The 15,016-nt window shown below is 65.1% G+C and carries 16 protein-coding genes, 1 tRNA gene and 1 pseudogene; 10 read left to right on the plus strand and 8 right to left on the minus strand.

All coding sequences use genetic code 11. The features are described 5' to 3' along the window. Positions 1 to 3 precede the first annotated feature (3 nt). The 3 genes from pstA to pstS are packed head-to-tail and all read right to left on the minus strand — an operon-like array spanning position 4 to position 3,023. Complete coding sequence (gene pstA, locus L6444_RS25200) at positions 4 to 915, minus strand: phosphate ABC transporter permease PstA (RefSeq protein ID WP_236977885.1); 912 nt, start codon at positions 913 to 915, stop codon at positions 4 to 6. Beyond that, positions 912 to 1,886, minus strand: a complete 975-nt coding sequence (gene pstC, locus L6444_RS25205) for a phosphate ABC transporter permease subunit PstC (RefSeq protein ID WP_236977886.1) — start codon at positions 1,884 to 1,886, stop codon at positions 912 to 914. The genes pstA and pstC overlap by 4 nt, the downstream gene beginning before the upstream one ends. A gap of 12 nt (positions 1,887 to 1,898) precedes the next feature. After that, complete coding sequence (gene pstS / locus L6444_RS25210; RefSeq protein WP_236977887.1) at positions 1,899 to 3,023, minus strand: phosphate ABC transporter substrate-binding protein PstS; 1,125 nt, start codon at positions 3,021 to 3,023, stop codon at positions 1,899 to 1,901. Between the two features lie 243 nt (positions 3,024 to 3,266). Here pstS and L6444_RS25215 point away from each other — a divergent pair, with 243 nt between their 5' ends. The 4 genes from L6444_RS25215 (at position 3,267) to L6444_RS25230 (ending at position 6,624) form a co-directional block, all read left to right on the plus strand. Then, entirely contained in the window at positions 3,267 to 4,058 is a 792-nt protein-coding gene (locus L6444_RS25215; protein ID WP_236977889.1) for an SDR family oxidoreductase, read from the plus strand. A gap of 10 nt (positions 4,059 to 4,068) precedes the next feature. After that, a complete protein-coding gene (locus L6444_RS25220) occupies positions 4,069 to 5,148 on the plus strand; it encodes an NAD(P)H-dependent amine dehydrogenase family protein (protein ID WP_236977891.1) in 1,080 nt (359 codons plus the stop codon). 82 nt (positions 5,149 to 5,230) lie between these two features. Then, the gene (locus tag L6444_RS25225; RefSeq protein WP_236977893.1) at positions 5,231 to 6,457 is read left to right on the plus strand and encodes an Nramp family divalent metal transporter; all 1,227 of its coding nucleotides are present in this window, start codon (positions 5,231 to 5,233) and stop codon (positions 6,455 to 6,457) included. Between the two features lie 20 nt (positions 6,458 to 6,477). Beyond that, entirely contained in the window at positions 6,478 to 6,624 is a 147-nt protein-coding gene (locus L6444_RS25230; protein ID WP_236977895.1) for a hypothetical protein, read from the plus strand. A 49-nt stretch (positions 6,625 to 6,673) separates the two neighbouring features. Here L6444_RS25230 and L6444_RS30860 read toward each other — a convergent pair whose 3' ends face one another. Beyond that, complete coding sequence (locus tag L6444_RS30860; RefSeq protein WP_305071304.1) at positions 6,674 to 6,934, minus strand: DUF3761 domain-containing protein; 261 nt, start codon at positions 6,932 to 6,934, stop codon at positions 6,674 to 6,676. 283 nt (positions 6,935 to 7,217) lie between these two features. Here L6444_RS30860 and L6444_RS25235 point away from each other — a divergent pair. Both L6444_RS25235 and L6444_RS25240 read left to right on the plus strand, forming a co-directional pair. Further along, positions 7,218 to 7,646: pseudogene (locus L6444_RS25235) on the plus strand (gamma-glutamylcyclotransferase family protein); the annotation flags it as partial. Between the two features lie 52 nt (positions 7,647 to 7,698). Beyond that, positions 7,699 to 8,517 carry an LLM class F420-dependent oxidoreductase gene (locus tag L6444_RS25240; RefSeq protein WP_236977897.1) on the plus strand — a complete coding sequence of 273 codons (819 nt, stop codon included), beginning with the start codon at positions 7,699 to 7,701 and terminating at the stop codon, positions 8,515 to 8,517. 839 nt (positions 8,518 to 9,356) lie between these two features. Here the strand turns inward: L6444_RS25240 and L6444_RS31300 are convergent. Both L6444_RS31300 and L6444_RS25245 read right to left on the minus strand, forming a co-directional pair. After that, positions 9,357 to 9,842, minus strand: a complete 486-nt coding sequence (locus L6444_RS31300; RefSeq protein WP_459561290.1) for a carotenoid oxygenase family protein — start codon at positions 9,840 to 9,842, stop codon at positions 9,357 to 9,359. Next, positions 9,730 to 10,878: a carotenoid oxygenase family protein gene (locus L6444_RS25245; protein ID WP_459561260.1), complete on the minus strand. Its 1,149-nt coding sequence runs from the start codon at positions 10,876 to 10,878 to the stop codon at positions 9,730 to 9,732. Before L6444_RS25245 ends, L6444_RS31300 begins: the two co-directional genes overlap by 113 nt. 93 nt (positions 10,879 to 10,971) lie before the next feature. On the opposite strand from L6444_RS25245, the gene L6444_RS25250 reads away from it, so the two are divergent. The 3 genes from L6444_RS25250 (at position 10,972) to L6444_RS25260 (ending at position 12,860) form a co-directional block, all read left to right on the plus strand. Next, on the plus strand, positions 10,972 to 11,532 hold the full coding sequence (locus L6444_RS25250) for a TetR/AcrR family transcriptional regulator (RefSeq protein WP_236977898.1): 561 nt from the start codon (positions 10,972 to 10,974) through the stop codon (positions 11,530 to 11,532). A gap of 122 nt (positions 11,533 to 11,654) precedes the next feature. Next, positions 11,655 to 11,727, plus strand: a tRNA-Arg gene (locus L6444_RS25255). Between the two features lie 272 nt (positions 11,728 to 11,999). Beyond that, entirely contained in the window at positions 12,000 to 12,860 is an 861-nt protein-coding gene (locus tag L6444_RS25260) for a PE family protein (RefSeq protein WP_236977899.1), read from the plus strand. 138 nt (positions 12,861 to 12,998) lie between these two features. On the opposite strand, the gene L6444_RS30295 is transcribed toward L6444_RS25260, so the two are convergent. Both L6444_RS30295 and L6444_RS25275 read right to left on the minus strand, forming a co-directional pair. After that, complete coding sequence (locus L6444_RS30295) at positions 12,999 to 13,292, minus strand: hypothetical protein (RefSeq protein ID WP_459561261.1); 294 nt, start codon at positions 13,290 to 13,292, stop codon at positions 12,999 to 13,001. Positions 13,293 to 13,310: 18 nt separating this feature from the next. Continuing rightward, positions 13,311 to 13,703 carry a TetR/AcrR family transcriptional regulator gene (locus L6444_RS25275; RefSeq protein WP_236977900.1) on the minus strand — a complete coding sequence of 131 codons (393 nt, stop codon included), beginning with the start codon at positions 13,701 to 13,703 and terminating at the stop codon, positions 13,311 to 13,313. 144 nt (positions 13,704 to 13,847) lie between these two features. Here L6444_RS25275 and L6444_RS25280 point away from each other — a divergent pair, with 144 nt between their 5' ends. After that, on the plus strand, positions 13,848 to 14,999 hold the full coding sequence (locus tag L6444_RS25280; RefSeq protein ID WP_236977901.1) for an acetyl-CoA C-acyltransferase: 1,152 nt from the start codon (positions 13,848 to 13,850) through the stop codon (positions 14,997 to 14,999). The last annotated feature ends 17 nt before the right edge of the window (positions 15,000 to 15,016 follow it).

The raw sequence follows: 15,016 nt of genomic DNA on the forward strand, positions 1-15,016 counted from the left end.
GGCTCAGCGCGACCGCGTGGCCACCAACCGCATCCCGGCGGCGATCAGGTTGATCACCGCCACCAGGATGATCAGGGTCAGCGCCGCTCCCCACACGCGCAGGAACCCGGCGTGTTCGGGGTTGGTGAGTTCGGTGTAGATCAGCAGCGGCAGCGAGGCCATGTTGCCTTCGAAGATGTCGAGGTTGATCGAGCGGCTGTACCCGACGAGCACCAGTACCGGCGCGGTTTCCCCGATCACCCGGGCCACCGCCAGCAGCACGCCCGACACGATGCCCGGCATCGCGATGGGCGTCACGATCCGCACGATCGTCTTCCATTTCGGAACGCCCAAGGCGTAACTGGCTTCTCGTAGTTCGTCGGGTACCAACCGCAGCATCTCCTCGGTGGAGCGCACCACCACCGGCAGCATCAGCAGGACCAGGGCCAGCGACACCGCAAACGCGCTCTGCTGGAATCCCAATGTGGCGATCCACAGGCTGAAGATGAACAGCGCCGCCACGATCGAGGGCACGCCGGCGAGGACGTCCACCATGAACGTGGTCACCCGGGCGAGCCGACCGGTGCCGTACTCGACCAGGTAGACAGCGGTCATCAAGCCGAGCGGCACCGCGATCACGCCCGCGACACCTGCCTGCACCAACGTCCCGTACAGCGCGTGGTAGACGCCGCCGGCGAACTCCTCGGGCAACACCCCACGCAGCGAGTGGGTCCACCAGTCCGCGGTGATGACGGCGTGGTAGCCGCGGATGATCACCACCGCGAGCACCCAGACCAGCGGCACCAGCGCGATCACGAACGACGCGAGGAAGAAGGTCGTGGCGATGTCGTTCTTGATCCGGCGAACCAGGCTCAGCGGACGGAAGACGACGGCCTTGACGGGCTGCTCGAGCGCGTCGGCGCTGAGTTGGCTCATCCGTTGACCTTTCCGCCGGCGACCGCGCGCGCTGCCGCGTTGACCACGAAAGTCAGGACGAACAATGCGAAGCCGGCCGAGATGTAGGCCCCCGTCGGCAGGGGCCGGCTGAATTCGGCTGCGGCAGAAGCGATCTTGGAGGCGAACGTGTAGCCGCCGTCGAACAGCGACCATGTCCCGGGCCGCGCCGCCGAGCGCAGGATGATCAGCACCGCCACCGTCTCACCCAGCGCACGACCCAAGCCCAGCATCGAGGCGGCGATGACACCGCTGCGCCCGAACGGCAGCACTGTGGTGCGCACCACCTCCCACTTGGTCGCACCGAGCGCTTGCGCCGCCTCGATCTGCATCGGCGGGGTCTGCCGGAACACCTCGCGTGACACCGACGTGATGATCGGCAGGATCATCACGGCCAGCACGATGCTCGCGGTGAAGATCGTGCCGCCGCCGGCCAGGGACACGTTGCCGCTCTTGAACAGGAAGAACCAGCCCAGATGACGGTTGAGGAACTCCGCCAGCGGCTCCAGCTTCGGTGCCAGCACGAAGATCCCCCACAGCCCGAAGATGATCGAGGGCACCGCGGCCAGCAGGTCCACCATCGCACTGAACGGCCGCGACAGCCGTTTCGGTGCGTACTGCGTGACGAAGACCGCGATGCCGACGGCGATCGGCACCGCGAGCGCCAGCGCGGTGATGGAACTGAGCACCGTGACCATCAGCAGATCGCTGATCCCGAACGCCAGCTTCTGGTCGTCGGTGGTGTCGAACCGCGCGCTGGTGAAGAAGTTGACGGTGTTTGCGCGCAGCGACGGGACGGCCCGTAGCAGCAGGAACACCGCAATCAACACGATCGCCACCACGATGGTGGAACCGGCGGCCGCGGCAAGCGATCTGAACAACCGATCGGCTCGCCGCGACGCGCGCGCGTCCACCTCCGCTAGCGCATGCTTTGCCAGCGGGGGATTGGCCACGTCAACCTCCGATCAGGAGATCGCGTTGACCGCGGTCGACAGCCTCGACTTGAAGGAATCCGGGATCGGGGCATACCCGTTGTCCCCCAAGCCATTTTGACCGGGTCCGATGGTCGACTGCAGGAATGCCTTCACCGCGGTTCCGACGGCGGCGTCGGGGTACTTCGAGCAGACGATCTCGTAGGTGGCCAGCACGATCGGGTAGGAGCCGGGCTGGGTGGGCCGGTAGAACGAGGCGGTGTCGAGCACCAGGTCGTTGCCCTGGCCCTTGACGGTGGCGCCGCCGATGGTCTTGCCCACCGACTCGGCGCCGATGGCGACGGCGTCCGGTCCGGCCGAGGTGATGATCTTCGCGATGCTCAGCTTCTGGGCCTGCGCGAACGACCACTCGTTGTAGGTGATGGCGCCCTCGGTGTTCTTGATGGCCGCCGACGTGCCGTCGTTGCCCTTGGCGCCTTCACCGACGCCGCCCTGGAACGACTTGCCGGCGCCTTTGCCCCATGCGCCGTTGGAGGCGGCGTCGAGATAGTGCTGGAAGTTGTCCGTGGTTCCCGACTCGTCGCTGCGGAACACCACGTGGATGTCCGTTCCGGGCAGGTTGGTGCCGGGGTTGAGGGCCGCGATTGCCGGGTCGTTCCACTTCTTCACGCCGCCGTTGAAGATCTTGGCCAGGGTGGGCCCGTCGAGGTTCAGTGAGCTCACTCCCCCGACGTTGTAGGTGACCGCGATGGGGCCGAACACCACCGGCAGGTTCCACGCCGGCGCACCGCCGCAACGTTGTTGGGCCGCGGCCGCCTGGTCCTGGGTAAGCGGAGAGTCGGAACCGCCGAAATCTGTTTGGTTGCCGGTGAATTCGCTGATGCCGGCGCCGGAGCCGTTGGCTGTGTAGTTCAACGTCTGCCCGGGACAAGCCGATTCGAATGCCTTGACGAAGCGGGTCATCGCGTTGTTCTGCGCGGACGAACCGCTGGCCTTCAGCGCCTTCTTGCCGCCGCAGCTCACGTTGCCCGACGACGCACTGCCCGACGCGCCTGAGCTGCCCCCGCCTGCGTTGTTGTTGTCGCTGCCACAAGCCGACAACACCAGCGCGCCTGATGCCAGCACACTCAGAGCAGCACCAAATCGGTTGAGTTTCAATTCAGTTCCTAACTGGTAGTGATGAAAGATGCTAGACGCCGCCCACCCGTCGCGGCTTCCTGAGAACCCCTTTCATTACAGCTATTCACCTACATTAACAACAGGTTACGTGCGGTGAAAGAGTTGCTGACGGACGCGACGCAAGCCCTTCGGCACCCCTGTGCCAAACTAGAACCTGTTACAGAAATCATCGAGGCGATGGCCGCCGCCGTCGTGTCGTCCGACGAATGAAACGAGGCCGCCGTGATCCTCGACAGGTTCCGACTCGACGACAAGATCGCCGTCATCACCGGCGCGGGCCGCGGCCTGGGCGCGGCCATCGCACTGGCGTTCGCCGAGGCGGGCGCCGACGTGGTGATCGCGTCGCGCACCCGGTCGCAGTTGGACGAGGTCGCCGAGCAGGTGCGCGCCGCCGGGCGCCGTGCCCACGTGGTGGCCGCGGACCTGGCTCGCCCCGAGGAGACCGAGAAGCTCGCCGCGGTGGCCGTCGAGGCATTCGGGAAGCTGGACATCGTCGTCAACAACGTCGGGGGCAGCATGCCGAACACGCTGCTGACCACGTCGACCAAAGAGCTCAGGGACGCGTTCACGTTCAACGTCGCCACCGCCCATGCGCTCACCGTCGCCGCGGTGCCGCTGATCCTCGAGCATTCCGGCGGCGGCAGCATCATCAACATCACCTCGGCCATCGGCCGGCTGGCCGGGCGCGGCTTCGCCGCCTATGGCACCGCCAAAGCCGCGCTGACGCACTACACGCGATTGACGGCACTGGACTTGTGCCCCCGCATCCGGGTGAACGCGATCGCGCCGGGATCGATCCTGACCTCCGCACTCGACGTGGTGGCCAACAACGACGAGCTGCGCAAACCGATGGAACAGGCGACGCCGTTGCGCCGCCTCGGTGATCCGCTTGACATCGCCGCTGCCGCAGTCTATTTGGCGTCGCCCGCGGGTGGTTTCCTGACCGGCAAGACGCTGGAGGTCGACGGCGGCCTCACCTTCCCCAATCTCACGATCCCCGTCCCGGATCTGTAAGGAGTCGGTCATGGCAATACGTGTCGCCCAACTGGGCACCGGCAACGTCGGCATCCACTCGCTGCGTGCGCTGATCACCAACCCGGAGTTCGAGCTCACCGGAGTGTGGGTGTCGTCGGACGCCAAGGCCGGAAAGGACGCGGCCGAGTTGGCCGGACTCGAGCAGGCCACGGGAGTCAAAGCGACCACCGATCTGGACGCCGTGCTTGCCACCGCGCCACAGTGTGCGGTCTACAACGCGATGGCCGACAACCGCCTTCCCGAAGCGCTGGAAGACTACCGGCGCGTGCTGGCGGCCGGGATCAACATGGTGGGCAGCGGTCCGGTGTTCCTGCAGTACCCGTGGCAGGTGCTGCCGCAAAACTTGATCGAACCGATCGAAGAGGCTGCGCGGCAAGGTAATTCGAGCCTGTACGTCAGTGGCATCGACCCGGGCTTCGCCAACGACCTACTGCCGATGGCGCTGGCCGGCACCTGTCAGAGCGTCGAGCAGGTGCGCTGCATGGAGATCGTCGACTACGCGACATATGACAGCGCCGTCGTCATGTTCGACGTGATGGGGTTCGGCAGGCCGATGGAGGACATCCCGATGCTGCTGCAGCCCGGGGTGCTCAGCCTGGCGTGGGGCTCGGTGGTCCGCCAACTCGCTGCGGGACTTGGCATTTCGCTCGACGAGGTGACCGAGAAGTACGTCCGGGTGCCCGCGCCCGAGGCCTTCGACATCGCATCGGGCCACATTGCGCAGGGCAGTGCCGCCGCGCTGCGGTTCGAGGTGCTCGGCATGCTCGACGGCCGCCCCGCCGTCGTGCTCGAGCACATCACCCGGCTGCGCGAAGACTTGTGCCCGGACTGGCCGCAACCCGCGCAGCCCGGTGGTTCGTACCGCGTGGAGATCACCGGTGAGCCGTCGTACGCCATGGACATCTGCCTGAGCAGTCGGCTCGGCGACCACAACCATGCCGGGCTCGTCGCGACGGCGATGCGCATCGTCAACGCCATACCCGCGGTGGTGGCCGCCCCGCCTGGGATCCGGACCACGCTCGAGTTGCCGTTGATTACCGGCCGCGGCCTGTACCTCCCCGCCGACTAAGCTCGGGCCGCCAACAAACCTGCGGCCGGTTTCGGATAACCTCACTTTTTTATTCGAACCCTCTGACCTCTAGGGCGGTGAGTTGGCGCAGGACGTCACGACCTCGGACAAAGCAAGCTGGTACCTGCTGGGACCGGCGTTCGTCGCCGCAATCGCCTACGTCGACCCCGGCAACGTCGCCGCCAACGTCAGCTCCGGCACCCAATTCGGCTACCTGCTGTTATGGGTCATCGTCGTGGCCAACGTGATGGCCGGGCTGGTTCAGTACCTCTCGGCCAAGCTCGGCCTGGTCACCGGCCGCTCGCTGCCCGAATCGATCGGCGACCGGATGGGTCGGCCCGCGCGGCTGGTCTACTGGGCACAGGCCGAGATCGTCGCGATGTCGACGGATGTGGCCGAGGTGATCGGCGGGGCCATCGCACTGCGCATCCTGTTCGGGTTGCCGCTGCCGCTGGGCGGGCTGATCACCGGCGTGATCTCGTTGCTGCTGCTGATGGTCAAGGACCGTCGCGGCCAGCGGTTGTTCGAGGTGGTCATCACCGGGCTGCTGCTGATCATCGCGCTGGGCTTCACCGCCAGCTTCTTCGTCGCCACACCGCCGGCCGGCGAAGTCGTGTCCGGCCTGCTGCCACGCTTCCACGGCACCGAGAGCGTGTTGCTGGCCGCCGCGATCCTGGGGGCCACCGTGATGCCCCACGCGGTCTACCTGCACTCCGGGTTGGCCCGCGACCGGCACGGCCAGCCCGCGCCCGGGCCGGACCGCCGTCGACTGTTGCGCATCACCCGGGTGGACGTCGGGATCGCCATGGTGATCGCCGGCGGAGTCAACGCGGCGATGCTGCTGGTCGCCGCCTTCAACATGCGCGGGCACGGTGACGTCGGGTCCATCGATGCCGCCTACGTCGCGGTCCGAGACACGCTAGGCCCGACGATCGCGGTGCTGTTCGCGGTCGGTTTGTTGACTTCGGGTTTGGCGTCGTCGTCGGTGGGCGCCTACGCCGGCGCGATGATCATGCAGGGGCTGCTGCACAAGTCGGTGCCGATGGCGCTCCGCCGCCTGGTCACCGTCTGCCCCGCGATAGCGCTGTTGGCGCTGGACGTGGACCCCACCCGGGCACTGGTGATCTCCCAGGTGGTGCTGTCGTTCGGGATACCGTTCGCGGTGCTGCCGCTGGTCAGGCTCACCGGAAACCGGGAACTGATGGGCGCCGACGCCAACCACCGGTTGACAACGGCCATTGGCTGGGTGGTCGCGGTGATGATTAGTGTGCTCAACGTGGCGCTCATCTATCTGACGGTGACGGGCTGAATGAAAAGGTGCTTCTAGCTGTGAAAATGCCCTTACTGGGTGTCGGCCAGGACAGCGCGCGGCACCCAAGCAAGCGGGTGGCCGTCGACCTCAAGGTGGTCAGCGAGGCAGGCAACGGTGGCGATCAGCAGTTCGGTAGTCATGCCGACATGCTGCACCAGTCCTGACCTGCGGTGAAGCACAACATTGTGCGCTATTACCAAGGGCGGCAATGGTTTACAAGACTTTCTTTGCGCCGCCGTGTCCGCTGCATGTGTCATCCTCGCTGGGATTCTCACTGAACGACCAGCAACCGTCGTTACACAACGCGGTGGCACCGTCCGGCTGTGTAGACACTCCGCAGATTGGCCGGTGTACGCAGTTGCCAGAAGCGGCCTTGTAGTAGCCCTTGGAGCACGATTGCGCGCTGGCTTGCGGCGGCGGGGCAAGCGCGGCCGTGCCGATGAACGCTGCGACGACAACTATCCGAAGAAACATGGCTACCCCTTCCCGGTGGTGATCCAACAGGGCGCAGCGTAGGCGGACACCGACCCGACTGGGAACAATTTCGGTGAAATGCCGCACCAAGAAGCCCGCAAGAGAGTCGGGCACTACGGGGGTGATGTACTTGATTGGTGCACCGCTCAGGAGACGCCACGGACGGGTCGGCTCACCTTAAGATAATGAGCCGCACAACGGACACCAGCAACCACGTTTTTGCAGGTCAAAGCACAATGGTGAGTAAGTGCTAACGCTGATCTATCTGACGGTGACGGGCTGAATGCGAGCGGGCCGACACCTCTACTTCGCATACGGATCGAATCTGTGCGTGCGCCAGATGGCGGCCCGCTGCCCCGACGCAGGCGACCCGCGCCCGGCGGTGCTCGGCGACCACTGCTGGCTGATCAACCAACGCGGCGTAGCCACCGTCGAGCCGCTGGCCGGTGGTGAGGTGCACGGCGTACTGTGGCGGCTCTCCGACGACGACCTAACCCGGTTGGACAGCGCCGAGGGCGTGCCGGTGCGCTACCGGCGCGATGAGCTGACCGTGCGACTGGGTAATGGTTCGACAGCGGCGGCGTGGGTGTACATCGACCCGCGGGTGAGCGCGGGGCCGCCCCGGCCGGGCTATCTGCAGCGCATCATCGACGGCGCAGTGCACCACGGGTTGCCGCAACGCTGGATCGACTTCTTGCACCGCTGGGATCCGGTGAGCTCCGCGCCGGCCGCGCGGTGTTTCTCCTAGTAGAGGGAGTTTATTGGTGGCCAAGGACTTTCGGTTCGGGTTGAGCCTGCGATTCTTCAAGTCCCGCGATGCTCTGGTGGACACCGCCAAGCGCGCCGAGGATTCGGGGTTCGACATACTCTGTGTGCCGGACCATCTCGGTGCGGCGGCACCGTTTCCGACGCTGACCGCAGCCGCCATGGTCACCACGACGCTGCGGCTGAGCATGTATGTGCTCAACGCCGCCTTCTACAAGCCGGCCCTACTGAGCCGAGACCTGGGTTGTCTGGACTTGATCAGCGACCAGCGTGTCGAGGTCGGGCTCGGAACTGGTTATGTCCGTGAGGAATTCGAGGCGGCCGAGCTGCCATACCCCAGCGCCGGAGCACGCGTCGACTACCTCGAGCACATGACGAAATGCCTCAGTGAGCATCACCCGAAGATGCCGATCCTGATCGCCGGCAACGGTGACCGGGTGCTGACCCTTGCTGCGCGTTATGCCGACATCGTCGGGTTGACCGGGGCCCGGGTGCGCGAGGCCGACGACCCGCTGACCGAACGCGTCGAGTTCGTCCGGGCCGCTGCCGGCGACCGCTTCGACTCGCTGGAGCTGAACCTCGCGGTGACGGCGATGCCACGTGCTGGGGAGACCGTGCCCGACTTGGCGATGACGCGGCGCTACTCGCCGGGGATGTCGGACGAGGAGCTGCTGGCGATGCACTCGGTGCTCACCGGGTCGCCGGGTGCGATCGCCGACACGCTGCGGGAATACCGGGACAAGTACGGCGTGACGTCGATTACCGTGCAGGACAACAACCTCCAGAATTTCGCGAAGGTGATCGACAAGCTGCGCTGATCGCGTTTGGGCTCCCGAACCCTGCATTCCCAGCGCCCTCGCTGCTTGGGTTGTCGGGCCTGAGCGCCGCGCGTGAAGCCTCGGCGTCCGGCGTGAACCCTGGGCGTCGGGCGTGAACCCTAGGCGTCCGGCGTGAAGCCTGGGCGGGAATTCGGCCAAAATGCCGCCCTACGCTCACACCCAAAACCCTTAGCTCACACCGAAAGCCGTAGATTCACACCCATCGCCAAGGATGCACAACCAAACGGGGTCAACCCGACCCCGCCCCTGCTCTATACCACACTTCGGCCCCGCTCCCGCTTCCCGCGTGAACCCTCGGCGTCGGGCGTGAACCCTAGGCGCCGGGCGTGAAGCCTGGGCGTCGGGCGTGAAGCCTCGGCGGGAATTCGGCCAAAATGCCGCCCTACGCTCACACCCAAAACCCTTAGCTCACACCGAAAGCCGTAGATTCACACCCATCGCCAAGGATGCACAACCAAATGGGGTCAACCCGACCCCGCCCTGCTCTGTACCACACTTCGGCCCCGCGCCCGCTTCCCGCGTGAACCCTGGGCGCCGGGCGTGAACCCTGGGCGCCGGGCGTGAAGCCTGGGCGCCGGGCGTGAACCCTGAACGTCGGGCGTGAACCCTGGGCGCCGGGCGTGAAGCCTGGGCGTCCCCCGTGAAGCCTAGGCGGGAATCCGGCCGAAATCCCGCCCTACGCTCACACCCAAAACCCTTAGCTCACACCGAAAGCCGTAGATTCACACCCATCGCCAAGGATGCACACACCAGCGCAGAAAATGGCTGCCACGACTACGACGCGGGATTCACTCGCGGTAGCAGGTATCGCGCGTGATTCAGGCTGGGGCTGGTCGTGGCGCAAAGTTGCCGTGGAACCCCTGCGGGATGTGGTGGGTGAGCTGAGCAGTGGCGACCGGTCCGCTGCTGGGATCACGCGCGTCCAGGATCACCAGTCGGGACACATGTTGCCGAGCTTGATATTCGACGGTGAGCAGCCAGCCTTCGTCCTCGGCGGACGCATCGGGACGAGGGACGAACACCGGTTCGCAGAAGCTGTTGCCGGCGCCCGCCGCGGTGTAGGTGTTCTCGGAGTGGTCGCTGAGGTCGACCTTGGTGATCGAGTCGTACAGCGACGACAAGTGCCGGCGGCTGGTGAAGTAGGCGTAACGGTGTGGCATACCCTCGCGGTCAGGATGATGACGTGGGAACTCACAGATGCTGTCGCTCAGCGTTTCTCGAAGCACGCGTCCAAATTTGGTGAGCCGGAATCGGGTCAGCTTCGAGGGTGATTCGCGCAGCGGCGTGGTCTGAAAACGTGCGATACTCCTGAGCAGCTGCGGGTTTTTCGTAGGTGACTGCGTCGACAACGACTTCGTCGCCGTCGTCGTAGGCGTTGCTGAGGTGGAATTGCAGGACTGCCGGCGACTCAATGCGGCGGATCTCCCCGCCGTCGCGGGGCACGAGGATGAACGCAGTGCCCTTCTCGGGGCGGTAACGCAGCGCGTCGCCGATCGGCTTGCGGCCCAACGCAACCGACATAAGGTCCGGGATGATCGGCGATACCAGGAACACCAGGTAGCGCTCGGTGATGGCGAAGTCGTGCGTCATGGCCAGATAGGGCAGCCGCGCCGAACGCAAATATCGCAGGCTGCCCTTCGGGTCGGTGTGGTAGATGCGAAGGTGCGGACGCGGAATGAATTCGACACCGAAGTTGTACATGTCGCCGGTGCGAGGACATATGCTCGGATGCGCGGAATAGGCGCCCATCCTGGCCAACTCTCCGCCGAATCGGCGTGGCCCAACGGTTTCCAGCGTGTCAGGGTTGATCTCGTAGGGAGCCCCGCCCTCCCACAGCGCGTAGAGGCGGCCAGCGTGCTCGACGATGTTGGTATTGGCCAGGTTTGGCGGCGTCTTGCCGATGTTGGCCCGCCAGCCGCCCGGCGCCGCGGTGCCCAGATGGGTGACGCCGCCCTTGCCCTGGTAGTGCCGGGTACGTACGTAGCGGTTCCGATAGTGCACTGCACCATCGCGGATGGTGAACGCCGAGAGCATGCCGTCGCCGTCGAAGAGGTGGTGCAGCGGCCGGCCCGTGTGGTCCTGCCAGCGGCCGGGGCCGTTGCGGTAGAGCGTGCCGCACAGTTCGGCGGGGATGGCGCCGTCGACCTGGTCCACCGCGTAGTCGAATTCGCTGGGTTGGGGTTCGCTGACGCCGAGGCTGAGCAGGTCGTCGCCGGACAACGCCGAGAGCCGCGCGGTGGCCCTGGCTCGCTCCTCCAACGGCAGCGACGCCAGATACCGGCGTAGCGCCGGTAGTGCGGTCAGGTCGAGCGGGGTCGTGGTCTGCGTCGGTTGCGTCACCGCGCACCGTCCTCCGACTAGGAAACTGAGACGAATCGTAAAGTTAGTCTCAGTTGGCGGTGGAGTCAACAACCTGCGGTACAAATACCGGTGATGCCCTCAACTCGTTCCTGGGACGCGCTGGTACAGGCGACGTTGCTGTTGATCGCCGAAAGCGGCATCGACTCGCTGACCTTGAGCCAGGTCGCCGAACGGGCGGGGGTCTCCCGCGCCACGGCCTACCGCGAGTTCGGCGACAAAGACGGATTGATATCCGCGGTGGCGCAACACGAGATCCAGCAGATGGCCGTCGCGGTGATGACCCGCGCCGACGCACACGCCGACCCCGCGACGTTGGTGCCCACGACCGTCCTGGCCGCCTTGCGCTACCTGCGCAACCACGCCGCCTTCACCTATGTGCGCGACCACGAACCGCACTGGCTGCTACAGGCAGTGGTGCGAGTCGGCGAGGCGCGGATGAACGTCATACAAACCGTGTCCGCAACCGTCGCGCCGGCGATCGCCGCCACAAAGTATCCGTATCCGCTGCTGCCGCCACTGCAGGCAGCCGAAATCATCGTTCGCACAGTGCTTTCGCACACCTTGATCGAGCGCAGCGCGCTCACCGACGAGCAGGTCGCCGACGCGGTGACGCGCGCGATCACCATCGGCTGAGCCGTGCGGCGGTGAGCACGGCGCGGACCACCGGCGCACGCCCTGATGCCGCACTTTCGCCGCCCTCCGATTAGCATGAGGGATCCTCGCGGGTTCTCAGCACCTATTTCGGTAGGCCACTCGCCCCCGTAGCTCAGGGGATAGAGCACGGCTCTCCTAAAGCCGGTGTCGCAGGTTCGAATCCTGCCGGGGGCACGAGGTCTGAAATGCCTGCTCAGTGCCGATTTTTAGTCAGCGTCAGCCAGCACCTGAATCCAGCGTGTCGGTCAGCTGACCGAAGGATGACCGCGCCGGATGGCGCCGCGGTTTTCGGGTGGTTCCGGGCCCGCGGCGGTGACGGTGACTCAGTGCCGGGATTTTGGACTTGCGATTCGTCCCGCACCGGCCGCCCCATCTGGTTACTATCGCGCTGTCGTCGTTTCGGGCTCGCGACATCTCTCGACGTAACTGATTTGTTGGAGGTGCGGGTGTCCTACGTCAGCGTAGTGCCGGAAACGGTGGCGGCTGCGGCGTCGAACTTGGCGAATCTCGGTTCCACGATCAGCGCGGCCAACGCAGCGGCGGCAGCCCCGACCACCAGCGTGTTGGCTGCTGCCCAGGATGAGGTGTCCACGGCGATCGCCGCGCTGTTCGGCAGCCATGCACACCAATTCCAGGCGCTCAGTGCTAAAGCTGCGGCGTTTCACGACCAGTTCGTACAGGCCTTGACCGGCGGCGCCGCCTCCTATGTGAAAGCTGAGGCCGCCAACGTGCTGGGGTTGATGTCCGGCTCGCAGGCCGGAGCACTTGGAGCGGCAGCGGCCGCGGGCGGCCCGGCGGCTTTCGATGTCGGAAGTATCTTCAATTTTCTTGGCGAGATCGCGCCCGCAACGGAAAAGTTTCTTGACCAGTTAACACCAAAGTTAGAGGCGGACTTCAAAGCAGCGGAATTAGCGGCGCGAGATCTGCGTAGTAAGCAGCTGGTAGCCAAGGGTCTCAGAATCCTTGCCAAGGACGGAGCGATACTCTATACCGACGGTAAGGAAATCCTCGCAGTCGGGGGCCGCTATCCGTTTCTCTACAGTCCAGACTTCATCTATGCCAGAAAATTCATTACGGACGCCTGGGGAGTTACCCCGCAAACTTTGAATACTCTTTTGCAATCGGAAATACACGTCTTTGCGCGCAGCGAAGGGCTCGCCCAAAATTTCTTCCAGAAGGTCGGCAACCAGATCTATCAGATCGAGACCAACGCCCAAGGCACCGTCATCAACAAGTTCTTGACGACCGAAGCGATATTCAAGCGGTGGGTAGCCATGACCGCCAACGGCCCCCGGTTGAGGGTCTAGCCGTTCCATCCGTCCCGAGTTGGCTCATCTTAGTGTTCAAGTTGGACGCCGATTGGGTATTACCTCGGGTGAGGCCTGACAGTGTTTCGGCTGACGCTTGACAGTTGTGTCGCTTGATCTTTGACTCTCCGATCCGGCTCAGGAGTGGTTCCGGGCGATCTCCTTGAGTGCCGCCTTCTCCAGCTCCGCATCGGCCAACAGTCGCTTGAGCATTGCGTTCTCGCGCTCGCAGTCTTCGAGCCGCTTGGCGTCCTCGGCCCCCAGCCGGGACGGGACGCATAACCCGCCGAGCACGATGTCGCTGATTTGCGCGATCATGTCGTCTCCGCCGATCGGGCCTTCGGGATTCCACCACTTGGTGAGCCAGTTGCAAGCCCCGATCATGGTCATGGCGGCTACATGGGGGGTGGACTGTGCTCCGGAAGGTGCCATCCGCAACTGCGGCCGCCATCACCCCCCCTCCACGAGGCGAATGTATTCGCGGTCTCGCTCGTGCCAGTCCTCGGCGAGGTTCGACATGGCGATCTCGTGCAGGTATACGGCGGCGAAGTCGTAGATGTCGATGATCACCCGGATATGAAGGGCGATGAGCGCACGAACCTTCTGTTCCGAAGTCTGGTCCGACTCGGCGATGACGCCCGACTCCCGCACGATGCGCTCGGTGGGAATCCGAATCACGGCGGTAAGCAGGTCCTCTTTGGTGCTGATGTAGTTGTAGAGGCTCCCCTTGAGCATGCCGAGATTGTCGGCGATCTCCTCTAGGGTCGCTTGGGCGAATCCACGCTGACGAAACACCTTGGCAGCGGATGCAACCACGTCGTCCCAGCGGTTCGGTCTCGCCATCGATTGTCTTCTCCCCGCGCCCTCGCGCCGTTGAATCAAACATTGGTTTGCTCTGCAGCATACCAAAACCGGCGGGTTGACACCGCAAAGTTGGACAAACTACGGTTTGGTTAAATTCACGCGACTCGATCCAGGAGGTAGAGCGTGGTCGAGGTCCACATCGTCGAGGCGCTACGCACACCGATGGGCCGCAAGCGCGGCAGCCTCAGCCAGGTGCACCCGGTCGATATCGGGGCCTACGTCCTGAGCGGCCTGATCGACCGGGCCGGGATCGACCCCGACCGGGTGGACGACGTCATCTTCGGCTGCGTCGGGCAGATCGGACCACAGTCGGCGAACCTGGCGCGCTACTGCTGGCTGGCCGCCGGGCTCCCCGAGCACGTGCCGGCAGTCACGATCGACCGCCAGTGCGGTTCTTCGCAGCAGGCGGTTCATTTCGCGGCCCAGGGCATCCTGGCGGGCAGTTACGAGATCGCCGTCGCGGGTGGCGTCGAATCTATGAACACGGTGCCGTTGAACTCCAATTTCGAGTGGGGACCGAAGCTTGGCATGGGTCTGCCCGCCGAGGCCAAGCAGTGGGTCAAGCGTTACGGTGACGAGCCCGTCCACCAGTTCACCGCGGGCGATCTGATCGCCCGCCACTGGAACCTGGACCGCGAATCCATGGACCGGTTTGCGGTCGAGAGCCATCACCGGGCGGCGGCCGCATGGGACCAGGGCCGCTTCGACAGCCAGATCCTGCCCATCGAGGGGTTCGAGCGGGACGAGACCATCCGGCCGGACACCTCGATGGAGGCGGTCGCGGGTCTCAAGCCCATCCGTGCGGGCAGTCGGCTCACCATCGGCACCGCCAGCCAGATCGCCGACGGCGGATCCGCTGTGCTGCTCGCGTCCGGGGACGCGGTCCGCAGGCTCGGACTGCGCTCGATGGGAATCATCCGCGGCATGACGGTTGTGGGCAGCGATCCGAAACTCATGCTGACCGGCCCGATCCCGGCCACCCGACAGCTGCTGGACAAGGCCGGTCTGACGGTAGCCGACATCGACTTGTTCGAAGTGAACGAGGCGTTCGCCGCCGTCGTGCTCGCGTGGGCTATCGAGACCGGCGCGGACCTGGACCGCACGAATGTCAACGGAGGTGCCATCGCTCTCGGACACGCGCTCGGCTCCACCGGAACACGTCTGTTGACGACCCTGCTCCATGAGCTCGACCGACGCGGCGGACGGTATGGAGTCGAGACGATCTGCGAGGGCGGGGGCCTGGCCAACGCGACGTTGATCGAGCGGGTGCCCTGACAAGACACGGCAAGCGA

The sequence above is a fragment of the Mycobacterium kiyosense genome, from assembly GCA_021654635.1.
GTDB lineage: Bacteria > Actinomycetota > Actinomycetes > Mycobacteriales > Mycobacteriaceae > Mycobacterium > Mycobacterium kiyosense.